The sequence below is a fragment of the Amycolatopsis anabasis genome (assembly GCF_009765355.1).
Classification (GTDB): domain Bacteria; phylum Actinomycetota; class Actinomycetes; order Mycobacteriales; family Pseudonocardiaceae; genus Amycolatopsis; species Amycolatopsis anabasis.
The window spans coordinates 38,577-51,735 of sequence record NZ_VTHK01000018.1 but is presented as its reverse complement, the minus strand read 5'-3'; the positions used below and the strand labels follow the sequence as shown (position 1 = coordinate 51,735).

Sequence of the window (13,159 nt, the reverse complement as noted above, 5' to 3'; positions counted from 1 at the left end):
CCCACGACAACGGCCGCGGCCGGCGCACGTGCGCCGGCCGCGGCCGTTGTGGCGAACTAGCTCAGGCGGGCCTGGGCGTAGGCCGCCATCGCGTCCCGCAGGTACTCGGCGAAACCCGGCAGGATCGCCTCGTACTGCGTCCGGAACCGCTCGTCCTCGGCGTACAGCTTGCCCAGGCCGGTGTAGGACTCGGCGTTCGGTTCCCAGTGGTTCCTCAGCCACGCGTGGTGCCCGGCCACCGCGTCCAGCACCCGCGGGTCATCGACCGGCGCGCCCTCCTTGGCCAGCTCGGCGAGCTTCGCCGTGGCGTCGGCGCCCTGCTGGTTGACGGCCGCCCACTTCTCCTTCGACCACCCCTTGACCCGCTCGTGCGCCTGGCGGGCGGTGTCTCCCCAGCGTTCCTCGGCCTCCTTGGCGAGCCGTCGCGCCTGCTCCGAATCCACTTCGAAGCCGGAGAACATCTGCTCGACCGACATCTTGATCCCTCCTGCCATGTGTTCGATCGTCCGAGCGACGGTCTCGGCGAGCCGGCCGAGCCGGTCGGCCTCTTCGAGCAGCCATTTGCGGTGCAGGCGCAGCGCGTCGACCTGGTCGGTCGCCCCGCTCAGCACCTCGGTGATCTTGTCCAGCCCGAGGCCCAGTTCGCGCAGCACCAGGATCTGCTGCAGCCGCACCAGGTGCGTCCGCTCGTAGAAGCGCCGTCCGCTGTCGTCGGTGTAGGCCGGCGGCAGCAGGCCGATGTCGTCGTAGTGCCGCAGGGTTCGCGATGTCACCTTCGACATCCGCGCCACCTGCGCGATCGACCACGCCATCTCGTCTCCCCTGTTTCGGCCGGTGTTCCGGCCTGAACACCAAGCTAGAGGTTGACGCTACGTCAACTTCAAGAGTTTTCGCCGAGACTGGCGTCAATCGAACATATGTTCTATAGTGGAGGTGTGCGGCAGCTCTCCTTCTTCTCGGCCGAGGCGAGGAGCCCGGAGGTCGCCGACCTGGCCGGTGTGCTGTGCGGCCCGGGCCGGATCGTCGGCTTCGGGCGGACCGCGGCGCGGCTGTCGGTCGAGGTGCGGGAGCCGTGGCGCGCGCGGCTCCTGGTCGGTGAGTTCGCACGGTGCGGGGTGCGGGCCGAGGTCGTCCGGCCCGAGAAGTCCGAAGACGAAGACGAGAACGAAGAGGGGTTGGTGGTGCGAACGGCGTTCCGGGCGGATCTCATCGCGCTGGCGGCGGCGTGGCGGTGCGGTGGGGAGAACGGGGTGGACAAGGCCAGGGGTGCGGGCAAGGCGGTGCCGTGCCGGTTCCGGCTCGACGGCGGGGTGCTGCGGTCGTGGGTCTTGACCGGTGGGCGCAGGATGGGCGCCGGATACCTGCTCGCGCTGGACGAGCGGGCCCCGGAAACACACGTCCCGTTGGCGGAGGCGATCGGCTCGATCGGCCTCGGCGGCACCAGGCTCGGCCCGCGCGGTGGTGGGCCGGCGATCCGGGTGTCCGGCCGCAGGCGCCTCGCCACGCTCGCCGAGCTGATCGGTGAGCCGCCGGCGGGCGCCGAGCTCGCCTGGCCGGAGAGCGGACCGGCCAGGCGAGCCGGTTAGCCGCCCCCTGCCGTGCCGAAAGCGCGCGCACTTTCGGGTCGTGGCGGTCGGCGGTTCGGGCCGTGCCCGGCGCACCCGGTGAGCTGGGTGGTGCCAGTGGGGACGTGTCAGGCGGGTCGTGTGTCAGGCGGCGGCCGCGGCGGTGCGGGCGGGCTTGGGCAGGACGCAGCCCGGCTTGGCGAGGTCGACCTTGTTGCCCTCGCTCACGCAGCCGGCGAACCAGAAGGTCTGCTGGCCGTAGGTGAGGCCCTGCTTGTAGTAGACCTGCCCGTTCTCGTCCACCTCGCACGGGTTGTTGAAGGTGCAGCGCTGGCCGTCGTCGTTGCCGGTGTTGTTGACGCCGACGACCTTGCGCGTGGCGTTGTCGACAACGGGTGAGCCGGAGGTGCCGTGAATGGTGTCGCAGGTGGAGGTGTAGCGGATCGAGTCCTTCCAGGTCCAGTCGCCCTCGCGGAGCTGGTAGACGAACTTGTCGATGTTGCAGGTCCAGGTGCGTGTGAAGTAGCCGGAGACCACGCTGATCCCGCTCCCGGCGGCCGGGTGCTGGTCGGAGATCTCCAGCGCCTTGCCGCGCAGGCGGCTCGCGATCGCCTGGTAGGTCGAGTCCAGCTGGTAGAGCGCGACGTCGGTGTCGGTCATCGTGGCGTAGGCGACCTTGGCGGCGCGCAGCGTGCCGAGGCTCTGGCCGCTCGCGCCGAGCAGGGTCATCGTGCGGCTGGACGCCCGGTTCACGATGACCTCGCCGGGCCCCGGCATGCCGCCCTCGTAGCAGTGGCCGTTGGTGAGCGCGAGCGCTGGATCGGTGTCCTTCGAACTGGGCAGCCGGACGAGTGAACCGGAGCAGTTGCTCAGCTTGATGATGCCGGTGTAGTCGGCGGCGGCGGGCTGGGCGGGTGCGGCGGCGGCCGGGATCGTTCCGGCGGCGAGCACGAGGGTTCCGCTGACCAGCGTGGTCACGAGAGCGGCGAGCAGGCGCCTGGTCATCGTGGGATCCTTTCGACGGATGGGGTCTGGTTAGTCAATCGCCGGACATCGGCCGCCGCCACCTGCGAACGGCGGGTAAGCGCCCGGTTACCTGGTACCCGGCGGTGGCGTGCTCGGCGTCACGTGTTAGGTGTGGAAAAGAAACGCCGCCGAGATCTCCACCGATGCGCATCACAGTGGAGACCGGCGTGTTTCGCCACCTGGGCGGACACCGAGGTGCGAATGAGTGCACACTGGCGGGTCGAACAGACGTCGCAGCGCGGCGGTGAAGACTGAGCGGAGAGCGGGACAGCGTGGCTGGATCGACACGGACGAAGAAGAACGGCGCACCGGCGGGCGGTGCCGGCCGTCGACGGCTGGTGATCGTCGAGTCGCCCACCAAGGCCCGCAAGATCGCTCCGTACCTCGGCCGCAACTACGTGGTGGAGTCCTCCCGGGGCCACATCCGCGACCTGCCGCGCGGCGCCGCCGACGTGCCGGCGAAGTACAAGGGCGAGTCCTGGGCCCGCCTCGGTGTGGACGTCGACAACGACTTCGAGCCGCTCTACATCGTCACCCCGGACAAGAAGTCCACGGTCACCGAGCTGAAGGGCCTGCTCAAGGACGTCGACGAGCTCTACCTCGCCACCGACCCCGACCGCGAGGGCGAGGCCATCGCCTGGCACCTGCTGGAGGCGCTCAAGCCGAAGATCCCGGTGCGCCGGATGGTCTTCCACGAGATCACCGAACCGGCGATCCTGGCGGCCGCCGAGGCCACCCGGGACCTGGACGCCGATCTGGTCGACGCGCAGGAGACCCGGCGCATCCTGGACCGGCTCTACGGCTACGAGGTCTCGCCGGTGCTGTGGAAGAAGGTCATGCCGAAGCTCTCGGCGGGCCGGGTGCAGTCGGTGGCGACCCGGATCGTGGTGGAGCGCGAGCGGGAGCGGATGCGCTTCACCTCGGCTTCCTACTGGGACATCGCGGCGACGATGGACGCGGGCGCCGAGGCGAGCCCGCGGAACTTCCCGGCCCGGCTGATCTCGGTGGACGGTTCGCGCCTGGCCACCGGCCGCGACTTCGACTCGAACGGCCGGCTCAAGGCGAGCGCGAGCGACGTCCGGATCCTGGCCGAGGCGGATGCCACCCGGTTGGCCCAGGCGCTGCGCGACCGCGACTTCAAGGTCAGCAGCGTCGAGGAGAAGCCGTACACCAGGCGGCCCTACGCGCCGTTCATGACCTCGACCCTGCAGCAGGAGGCGGGCCGCAAGCTGCGGTTCTCCTCGGACCGCACCATGCGGATCGCGCAGCGGCTGTACGAGAACGGCTACATCACCTATATGCGTACCGACTCGACGACGCTGTCCGAGACGGCGATCTCGGCGGCGCGCGCCCAGGCGACGCAGCTGTACGGCTCCGAGTACGTCGCCGACAAGCCGCGGCAGTACACCCGCAAGGTGAAGAACGCCCAGGAGGCGCACGAGGCGATCCGGCCCGCCGGGGAGACGTTCCGCACTCCCGGCCAGGTCGCGCGCGAACTGGAGACCGACGAGTTCCGCCTCTACGAGCTGATCTGGCAGCGCACCATCGCGTCCCAGATGGCCGACGCCAAGGGCACCACGATCTCGGTCCGGATCACCGGCACCGCGACCAGCGGCGAGGAGTGCACGTTCGCCGCGTCCGGCCGCACGATCACCTTCGCCGGGTTCCTCAAGGCCTACGTCGAGGCGGTGGACACCGAGGCGGGCGGCGAGGCCGACGACAAGCAGAGCCGGCTGCCGCAGTTGGTCAAGGACCAGGGCCTCACCGCGACCGAGCTCAACCCGGACGGGCACACCACCTCGCCGCCGCCGCGGTACAGCGAGCCGAGCCTGATCAGCAAGCTGGAAGAACTCGGCATCGGCCGCCCGTCGACCTACACCTCGATCATCAAGACCATCCAGGATCGCGGGTACGTCTGGAAGAAGGGCTCCGCGCTGGTGCCCTCCTGGGTCGCGTTCGCCGTGGTCGGCCTGATGGAACGGCATTTCGAGCGGCTGGTCGACTACGACTTCACCGCCGGGATGGAGGACGAGCTCGACCGGATCGCGGCGGGCGACGAGCAGCGCACCCAGTGGCTGTCGAAGTTCTACTTCGGCGGGGACATGGGCGTGGACGGGTCGATCGGCCGCCTCGGCGGGCTGAAGAAACTGGTCGAGGGCAGCGTCGAGGACATCGACGCGCGGGAGATCAACTCGATCCCGCTGTTCAGCGACGAGCAGGGGCACACCGTGGTGGTCCGGGTCGGCCGCTACGGGCCGTACCTGGAGCGCGAGGTGGACGGCGCCTCGCAGCGTGCGAACCTGCCGGACGACCTGCCGCCGGACGAGCTCACCCCGGAGATCGCGGAGAAGCTGTTCGCCACCCCGCAGGAAGGCCGGTCGCTCGGCGTCGACCCGGTGAGCGGGCACGAGATCGTGGCCAAGGAGGGCCGGTTCGGCCCGTACGTCACCGAGGTGCTGCCCGAGCCGGAGGAGAACGGCGACGGGAAGAAGACCACCAAGGCGAAGAAACCCAAGCCGCGCACCGGTTCCCTGTTCAAGTCGATGTCCATTGAGGACATCACGCTGGAGGACGCGCTCAAGCTGCTCTCGCTGCCGCGGGTGGTGGGCAAGGACCCGGAGTCCGGGGACGAGATCACCGCGCAGAACGGCCGGTACGGGCCGTACCTGAAGAAGGGCACCGACTCCCGGTCGCTGTCGGCCGAGGAGCAGATCTTCTCGATCACGCTCGACGAGGCGCTGAAGATCTACGCCGAGCCGAAGCGCCGGGGCCGCCAGGCCGCCGCGAAGCCGCCGTTGAAGGAACTGGGCAACGATCCGGTGTCCGGTAAGCCGATGATCGTCAAGGACGGCCGCTTCGGCCCGTACGTGACCGACGGCGAGTACAACGCGTCCCTGCGCAAGACCGACAACGTCGAGACGCTGACCGACGAGCGGGCCGCGGAGCTGCTGGCCGAGAAGCGGGAGAAGGGCCCGGCGCCGAAGAAGAAGGCCCCGGCTCGCAAGAAGACCACGGCCAAGTCCACCGCCAAGGCGAAGTAGCGGGTGGGACCACCTTCGGGGTAATCGGTCGCCCGAAGGTGGTCCGTTTCACCTTCCGCGTGCGTATGGTGTCTCGGGGACGGGACACCGAGGGGGACGACGTCATGACGACCGTGTTCGAGCTCTTCGAGGAGGCCGTGCGCCCGGTCCTGGACGCGGTTCCGAAACGGGCCATGGTCGACGACCTGTACGCCCCGGGCACGACCGACGAGGACATGTTGCGCATGCCCGGTCCCGGCTCGTCGGACCCCGCGGATCTGGTGGCCGAGGCCGAGCAGCACAACGCCCTGGCGGTGGCGCTGGAACACATGGGGATCGGCAAACTGGGCGAGCTGAACGAGACCGGCAAGCGGGTCTACTCGGTCATGCTCCGCGGCCCGATCCGTTCGGTGATGACCGGCGTGCACGAGAAGTGGCCGTCCCCGATCGACGTGCGCTGCTACGCGGACGAGAAGTCCGGCATCGTGTGGAACTGGCGGCCGGACGGCAGCGCGATGGTGCGCGGCGGCACCACCTGCTGGGAGATCCCGGAGCGGATCATCGAATGCCTGCCGGACCACCCCGAGGGCGAGCAGAACACCGTCCAGATCCGGGCCGACACCGCCGGGGTCATCCCGGATTCGCACCGGACGGAGCTCGACGCCGTGCGCGCGGTGCTGGGGCGGCCGCGGGTCGGCACGATCCTGATCGAACTGCTCGCCTACGACGGGATGTTCGCCGAATACCCGCGTGACGGATTCGCCCTCATCGACACCGACCTCGGCCGGTACGCGCTCACCGTGTACGACACCGAGCTCATGCCGTACTGCGGCCTCAACCTGATCGCCTACAGCAACGACGCGCTCGCCGGGTGGATCGGCGACTGCATCGAAGCCGCCATTCCGCGGGAAGACGATTGAACACCGCGCGAAGGCGCTCGACCAAGGGTCAGGGCCACGGGAGGTTGGCGAGGCAGGTGCGCAGGTCGGCGAAGGCGCACCAGGCGGGGCGGCGGACCGGGGTGTAGTCCGCCGGGACGCCGCCGTCGGCGATCACGCGCCGGTAGGCGTCCACCGCGTCGGTCGGTCGCCGGGTCAGCGCGGGATCGGTCGCGACGTCCACTGTGTACAGTCCGAACCGCGGGCGGTAGCTGCCCCATTCGTAGTTGTCGGTGAGGCTCCAGTAGTTGTAGCCGAGCACGTTCACGCCCTCGTCCCGGGCGCGTCGCAGCCAGTAGACGTGGTCGCGCAGGTGGTCCGAGCGGGTGTACCCGTCGGCCCGCGGTTTGCCGTCGTCGGTGGGCATGCCGTTCTCCACCACGTACAGCGGAAGCCGGGGGAACTTGCGCTGGTAGGCGCGCAACGCGTAGTAGAGGCCGTCCGGCTGCGGGTCGATCTTCCAGAGCTCGCCGGTCGCGCCGTGGATCGCGGTCAGGTTGTCCAGGCTGAGCCCGTAGTAGTAGTCCAGCCCCACGAAGTCCAGTTTGTCCGCCACGGCGTCGGTGAACAGCGGATCGGTCAGCTGCTGCAGCGGCGGTGGCAGGTAGGCGAGGTTGCTGGACACCCGGGAGCCCGGATCGAGCCGGTGGATCTCGTCGTAGGCGTTCCGGTGCGCGGCCACCAGGTGCTGCCGCATCGCGGCGATCTGGAACGGGTTCAGCTTCCGGCCGCTGATCTCCTTCTGCAGGTAGATCACCGGCTCGTTGAAGGTGATCCAGAGGACCCCCTGATGCGCGTACCGGCCGACCACGCGGCGGGCGTTGGCCAGCCAGTCGCCGACCGTCGCCGGGTTGTCCCAGGCGCCCTGATCGGCGACCCAGCCCGGGTAGACCCAGTGGTCGAGCGTGATCATCGGCGTCATCCCGGCGGCCCGCACCCGCCGCACCACGTCGTCGTAGTAGGCCAGTTCGGTCTCGTCGAGCCGCCCCTTCGCCGGTTCGATCCGCGCCCATTCCACGCCGAAGCGGTAGGTGTTGACGCCCAGATCCTTGGCCAGCGCGATATCGGCGGCGTACCGGTGCCGGAAGTCGACCGAATTCCGGTAGGGCTCCTCGGTTTCGGCGTAGCGGCGCCAGTTGCTGTCCGGCGCCGAGCCCTCGGACTGGAAGCCCGAACTCGCCACGCCCCAGTGGAACGGCTCCGGATCGGGGGCCGCCGCGGCGTCCGGAACGGCCAGGCAACCGCAGCCGACGAGCACGGACGCGAGCAGGGCGCGGGTTCTGGGCATGAACCAAAGTCTGTAGCTAACGTGAATGATATTCAATATCTTTCCCTCGATAGGATCACGCCCGGTCTGCAGAAAGGGAAAGAGCGTGCCGCAGGATCAGCAGAGGTTGGCCGCGGAAATCTGGTTCCGGCGGCGGGGCCTGCCGATGGTGGTCCGGCGCGAATCGCGGGGACGCGCACTGGTGCAGCGTTCGGTGCCGGCGCTGGTGTTCCTGCTGTGCATCGAGCCGCTGCTGTCCCTGCTGCTGCCGATGATCGACATCCCGCAGGACGCGCTGGACGCCCGGTTCGGCGATTCCGGTTACGTGCTCGGCGTCCTCGCCCTGACCGGCGCCGCGATCGTGGTCCCGGTGCTCGCCGGGTGGCTGGTCGGCCGGTGGGTGTCCCGCAGCGGCGAACTGCCGACGCTGTACGCGGGCATCGCGATCGTGCTGGTCGAGGTGTTCGTGCTGCCCGCCGCCGAACGGGCCGCCGGGTTGCTCGACCGGTACTGGATGTCCGCGGCGCAGAACGCCGTCCAGGTTCTGCTCGTGCTGCTGCTGGTGCGGATCGGCGCCGGTTCGATCCTGCTGTGGGCGGTGCGCAGCGCCGGGCGGCAGGTGGGCACGCTGGGCACGCTCGCCTCGCGGGCGCTGCCGCTGCTGCTGCTCGTGGTGATGTTCAGCTTCTTCACCGGTGAGCTGTGGCAGGCGGCGGACCACCTGACCAGGCGCCAGCTCTGGGTCGTGGTGGGCTTCCTCGCCGTGGTCGGCGTGCTGTTCATCTCCGCGGTGCTGTCCGACGAGCTGCGGGCGCTGCGCTCGGCACCCCGGCCGGAACGCGACCTCACCGAACTCCTGCGGAACACCCCGCTGGAGGGCGAGGTGCCCGGCAAAGTCCATAGTAGACTGTCCAAAACGGAGCGTGCGAACATCGTGCTGGTGCTGTTCTTCGCCCAGCTCGTGCAGATCGTCGCGTTCGCGGTGCTGGTCTTCGTGTTCTTCATCGTGTTCGGCGCGCTGATGATCCAGCCGGAGGTGGTCGAGGCGTACGCCGGCCGGCCGTCGGCGCCCGGCACGCTGTTCGGGATCCGGCTGCCGGTGAGCACCGCGCTGGTCCAGGTGTCGCTGTTCCTCTCCGTGTTCTCCGGGCTGTACTTCGCGGCCTCCACCGCCACGGACGCCCACTACCGGCGATCCTTCTTCCAGCCGTTGCTCGACGACGTGGCGCTGAGCCTCGCAGCGCGTGATGTCTACCGTGCCCGATGGGCGGATGCGTGAGCTGTTCGAGTCACTACCCTGGAACGTGACGGTTTGTCGTGAACACCGTGAGCACAGGAGTGGTCAGGATGCCCCCGGCCAAGGACGACGCCCTTTTCGGCGACGGCACCCAGGCGACGACCCCGGCGGACTCGTTCGCCGACCCGCTGTCCGGCCTCGACGCCGGCCCCCGGCCGAACGGCGCCGGGGAGGTCGAATCGATCCGGATCGCCGCCCCGGTCCAGCCCGATCCGGACGTGGTGCGCGAGATGGTGGACGCGGCGATGCGCGAGGGCGGTGACGGCGACCCGGCGCCGCGGAAGCCCCCGCGGATCGCCATCGAATCGCCCGCGGACCCGCCCGCAGCGCCCGCACCCGCGACGGCCCCCGAACCGCAGCCGCCCGCCGTGCAGCCGGGCATGCTCCCGCAGCAGCGCAACTGGCCCACCGGGCCGCGCCGCTCGGACGAGGCCAAGCCGCTCAAACGGGCGAAACCGCAGATGTCGTCGATCAAGCTGGCGAAGCCGTCCAGCGGGTCCACCGGGGTCATCGTGGCCGTGGCCCTCCTGCTGCTGTTCGGCGTCATCGCCTTCGCGTTCCTGGCGAGCCTGGTCGACAGCATCGCCAGCCTCTTCGGCTAAGGGACTTCCCCCAGGTCGTCCCTGATCTACGCCCCAGGCCCGGTGCGCGTGAGCGGACAGAGATACCCTGGCCACACGGTCGGGGGATCCGCGCCAGGGTCCGCACCGGCTTCGCGGGAGCTAGAGGGGTGGGCCTGATCAGCGAGAGCGTGCGGCAGGTAGCCAGCGCCGAGGCACCAGCGTCGGCGCGCTCCGACGCGTCCACGATCTACCGCGTGCGGCGCGTGCTGGCGATCAAGCCCTTCCGCAGACTCTGGGGTGTCACCTACCTGTGCAGCACCGCCGACTGGCTGAGCCTGCTCGGCCTCGCCGGTCTGGTCACCAAGATGACCGACAACTACACCGCGCAGAACTTCGCGTTCACCGGGGTCATCCTCACCATGGTGCTGCCCGGGCTGCTGTTCGCGCCGCTCGGCGGGCTGATCGCCGACCGCTTCGACCGGCGCAAGGTGATGATCGTCTGCGACCTGCTGCGCTGCGTGCTGCTGCTGTCGATCGCGATCGTCGGCTCCTCGCTGTGGTTGTTCATCGGGTACTTCCTGGTCAGCTTCTGCGCGATCATCTGGATCCCGGCCAAGGACGCGGCGGTGCCGAACCTGCTGCGCCGCCCGGACCAGGTGGAGACCGCCAACCAGCTCGGCCTGGTGATGACCTACGGCCTGGCGGTGCTGACCGGCGCCGGGCTGTACGCGGTGATCACCGGGATCGGGCCGGCGCTGCACGTGCCGCCGGACATCTTCGGCCGCCTCGGTTTCGCGCAGATCATCGTCGCGGTGAACGGCCTGCTGTACCTGGCCAGCGCGCTGATCATCGCGACCCGGATCCCGGAACTCTCGCTGCGCGACGCGCACGCGCCGGTGCGGACCAAGCAGGAGAAGACCGAACCGCCCGAGGAGCCCGCTCCCGGGCTCTTCGCCATGATGCGCGACGGGATGCGGTTCATCCGCACCACGCCGCTGGTGCGCGGGCTGCTGATCGGGATGGCCGGCGCGTTCGCCGCGGGCGGGGCCGTGGTCGGTTCCGCGAAGCCGTACGCGTCCAGCCTGCTCGGCGGCGACTCCGCGTTCAGCCTGCTGTTCATCGCGGTCTTCCTCGGCGCGGTCGCCGGGATGGCCGGGGCGCCCAAGCTGGCCCGGCGGCTGCCGCACGACCGGTTGTTCGGCGTCGCGATCGTGTTCGCCGGGCTGGCGCTGATCATCGTCGCGATGTCCCCGCACCTGGCGGTTTCGCTGATCGCGGTCGCGGTGGTCGGCGCGTGCGCCGGGGCCGCGTTCCTGACCGGCATCACGATCATCGGCTCGCAGGTCGAGGACTCCATCCGCGGCCGGATCAACGCGATCTACCAGTCGATGATGAAGATCGTGCTCGGCGGCTCGGTCGCCGTGGCGCCGCTGCTGATCGGGTTGACGCGCCCGCGCACGATCGACGTCTGGGGCAACCCGATCATCATCGACGGGACCCGCCCGGTGATGCTCGGCGGCGGGGTGCTCGCCGCGCTGGTCGGCGTGTTCGCCTACCGGCAGATGGATTCGCGCCGCAGCGAGACGATCATGGCGGACCTGCGCAACGCGCTGCGCCGCCGCCCGCGGCGGGTGAACGGGCTGCTCATCGCGGTCGAGGGCACCACGGTGACCGACACGGCCAGCCAGGCGGCCCGGCTCGCGGAATGGCTGAGCCAGGGCACCCGCAAGGTCGTGCTCGCCGCGGATCCGGCCCTGGACGACAAGCGCCTGGCCACCCTGGTCTCCGGCGCTTCCCTGTCCGGCGCGCGGGCGCAGGCGCTCGCCGCCGCGGCGGTGCGGGCGGACATCGTGGAACGCGACGTGCAGCCCGCGCTGGACTCCGGGTCGATCGTGGTGATGGAACGGTTCGTGGACTCGCCGCTGGCGCACCTGTCCGCGGTCGCCGGGCTGGACGCCGAGGAGCTCGAGGGGCTCGCCGACTGGGCCACCGGCCGCCTGCGCCCGGACATCACCGTGCTGCTGGACGCCGATCCCGGGACGAACGGCGGCCGCGGCAAGGCTTCGGTCGAGCAGCAGTGGCGGGTGCAGCACCTGCTCGCCGAGATGGCCGCCGCCGATCCGGACCGGTACGTCGTGGTGGACGGCGACGGCGAAGAGGACGAGGTCGGCGAACGGGTGCGGACCGCGGTGCGGGCGGTCCTGGTCGGCAGGCTGGCCGGGCTCGCCCCGGCCGAAGCGGTGGAGGCGCGGTGACCGACGCTCTGACCGGTGTCTGGAAGCAACTGGTGGGCCAGGAACCGGCCGTCGAAACGCTTTCCGCGGCGGCGAACTCGGCCGCGCGGATCGTCGCCGGGGAGCCCGCGGGCAATGGCGGGATGACCCACGCGTGGCTGCTCACCGGGCCGCCGGGCTCCGGCCGTTCGGTCGCCGCGCGCACGTTCGCCGCGGCCCTGCAGTGCGTCGACGGCACCGGTTGCGGGGAGTGCACCGGCTGCCGCACCGCGCTCGCCGGGACCCATGCCGACGTGCGGCTCGTGGTGCCCGAAGGGCTGTCGATCTCGGTCGCCGAGATGCGCGCGCTGGTGCAGGCGGCCGCCCGCCGCCCGACCACCGGCGAATGGCAGGTCGTGATCATCGAGGACGCCGACCGCCTCACCGAAGGCGCCTCGAACGCCCTGCTCAAGGCGGTCGAAGAACCGCCGGAACGCACGGTGTTCCTGCTCTGCGCGCCGTCGGACCACCCCGAGGACGTCTCCGTCACCATCCGGTCCCGCTGCCGCCTGGTGACCCTGCGGACCCCGCCCCCGGAGGCGATCGCGCGGGTGCTGACCGACCGCGACGGCGTCGACCCCGAACTCGCCGAATGGGCGGCCTCGGTGTGCGGTGGCCATGTGGGCCGCGCCCGCCGCCTGGCGATGGACGAGAACTCGCGCAACCGCCGCGCCGCCGTGCTCCGGATCCCGCTCGGCCTGCGCCGCCCCGGTGACGTGTTCGCGTGCGCCGACGAACTGATCAAGGCCGCCGAAGAGGACGCGAGCGAGGAGAGCAAGGCCCGCGACGAAACCGAGAAGTCCGAGCTCCGCACCGCGATGGGCGGCGACGGCACCGGCAAGGGCGTCGCCTCGGCGAAACGCGCCGCGGAAGCCGCGGTGAAGCAGCTGGAGAAGCGGCAGAAGTCACGCGCCACCCGGACCCAGCGGGACACGCTCGACCTGGCGCTGGTCGACCTCGCCGGGTTCTACCGGGACGTGCTGGTCGCCGGCAGCGGTGCGAACACGGTCCTCAACCACCCGGACCAGGCGCAGCAGATCTCCGCTGCGGCGGCCCAGTGGACCCCGGAATCCACCCTGCGCCGCCTGGAAGCCGTCCTCGCCTGCCGCGAGGCGATCACGTTGAACGTGAAGCCCCGCATCGCCGTGGAAGCCATGGTCACCACCCTGCGCCACGGGTAGCCCCACCTGCCCCGAAGTGTCATGAGGGG

General features: G+C 70.4%; 10 protein-coding genes. 7 read left to right on the top strand and 3 right to left on the bottom strand.

Annotation, left to right across the window (positions count from 1 at the left end):
• Positions 1-56: 56 nt before the first annotated feature.
• Positions 57-812, bottom strand: a complete 756-nt coding sequence (locus FXO23_RS23530) for a MerR family transcriptional regulator (RefSeq protein WP_158887575.1) — start codon at positions 810-812, stop codon at positions 57-59.
• A 123-nt stretch (positions 813-935) separates the two neighbouring features.
• On the opposite strand from FXO23_RS23530, the gene FXO23_RS23525 reads away from it, so the two are divergent.
• Positions 936-1,586: a hypothetical protein gene (locus FXO23_RS23525; RefSeq protein ID WP_158887574.1), complete on the top strand. Its 651-nt coding sequence runs from the start codon at positions 936-938 to the stop codon at positions 1,584-1,586.
• A 123-nt stretch (positions 1,587-1,709) separates the two neighbouring features.
• On the opposite strand, the gene FXO23_RS23520 is transcribed toward FXO23_RS23525, so the two are convergent.
• A complete protein-coding gene (locus tag FXO23_RS23520) occupies positions 1,710-2,570 on the bottom strand; it encodes a S1 family peptidase (RefSeq protein ID WP_158887573.1) in 861 nt (286 codons plus the stop codon).
• Between the two features lie 293 nt (positions 2,571-2,863).
• On the opposite strand from FXO23_RS23520, the gene topA reads away from it, so the two are divergent.
• Together topA and FXO23_RS23510 are read left to right on the top strand one after the other, a co-directional pair.
• Positions 2,864-5,632, top strand: coding sequence for a type I DNA topoisomerase (gene topA, locus FXO23_RS23515; protein WP_158887572.1), 2,769 nt, complete (start codon positions 2,864-2,866; stop codon positions 5,630-5,632).
• A gap of 104 nt (positions 5,633-5,736) precedes the next feature.
• Complete coding sequence (locus FXO23_RS23510; protein WP_158887571.1) at positions 5,737-6,531, top strand: hypothetical protein; 795 nt, start codon at positions 5,737-5,739, stop codon at positions 6,529-6,531.
• A 28-nt stretch (positions 6,532-6,559) separates the two neighbouring features.
• Here the strand turns inward: FXO23_RS23510 and FXO23_RS23505 are convergent, their stop codons facing one another.
• Positions 6,560-7,837, bottom strand: a complete 1,278-nt coding sequence (locus FXO23_RS23505; protein ID WP_158887570.1) for a glycoside hydrolase family 1 protein — start codon at positions 7,835-7,837, stop codon at positions 6,560-6,562.
• 85 nt (positions 7,838-7,922) lie between these two features.
• Between FXO23_RS23505 and FXO23_RS23500 the strand changes: the two genes are divergently transcribed.
• The 4 genes from FXO23_RS23500 to FXO23_RS23485 all read left to right on the top strand — a co-directional run bounded on the left by FXO23_RS23500 (position 7,923) and on the right by FXO23_RS23485 (position 13,130).
• Positions 7,923-9,095, top strand: coding sequence for a hypothetical protein (locus FXO23_RS23500; protein ID WP_246257706.1), 1,173 nt, complete (start codon positions 7,923-7,925; stop codon positions 9,093-9,095).
• A 68-nt stretch (positions 9,096-9,163) separates the two neighbouring features.
• The gene (locus FXO23_RS23495; RefSeq protein ID WP_158887569.1) at positions 9,164-9,715 is read left to right on the top strand and encodes a hypothetical protein; all 552 of its coding nucleotides are present in this window, start codon (positions 9,164-9,166) and stop codon (positions 9,713-9,715) included.
• Between the two features lie 128 nt (positions 9,716-9,843).
• Entirely contained in the window at positions 9,844-11,931 is a 2,088-nt protein-coding gene (locus tag FXO23_RS23490) for a bifunctional MFS transporter/dTMP kinase (RefSeq protein WP_158887568.1), read from the top strand.
• Positions 11,928-13,130, top strand: a complete 1,203-nt coding sequence (locus FXO23_RS23485) for a DNA polymerase III subunit delta' (RefSeq protein WP_158887567.1) — start codon at positions 11,928-11,930, stop codon at positions 13,128-13,130. The genes FXO23_RS23490 and FXO23_RS23485 overlap by 4 nt, the downstream gene beginning before the upstream one ends.
• Positions 13,131-13,159: the final 29 nt, after the last annotated feature.

Coding starts and splice junctions, on each gene's coding strand:
- FXO23_RS23530 (WP_158887575.1), bottom strand. CDS start 812: ATGGCGTGGTCGATCGCGCAGGTGGCGCGGATGTCGAAGGTGACATCG.
- FXO23_RS23520 (WP_158887573.1), bottom strand. CDS start 2,570: ATGACCAGGCGCCTGCTCGCCGCTCTCGTGACCACGCTGGTCAGCGGA.
- FXO23_RS23510 (WP_158887571.1), top strand. CDS start 5,737: ATGACGACCGTGTTCGAGCTCTTCGAGGAGGCCGTGCGCCCGGTCCTG.
- FXO23_RS23505 (WP_158887570.1), bottom strand. CDS start 7,837: ATGCCCAGAACCCGCGCCCTGCTCGCGTCCGTGCTCGTCGGCTGCGGT.
- FXO23_RS23495 (WP_158887569.1), top strand. CDS start 9,164: ATGCCCCCGGCCAAGGACGACGCCCTTTTCGGCGACGGCACCCAGGCG.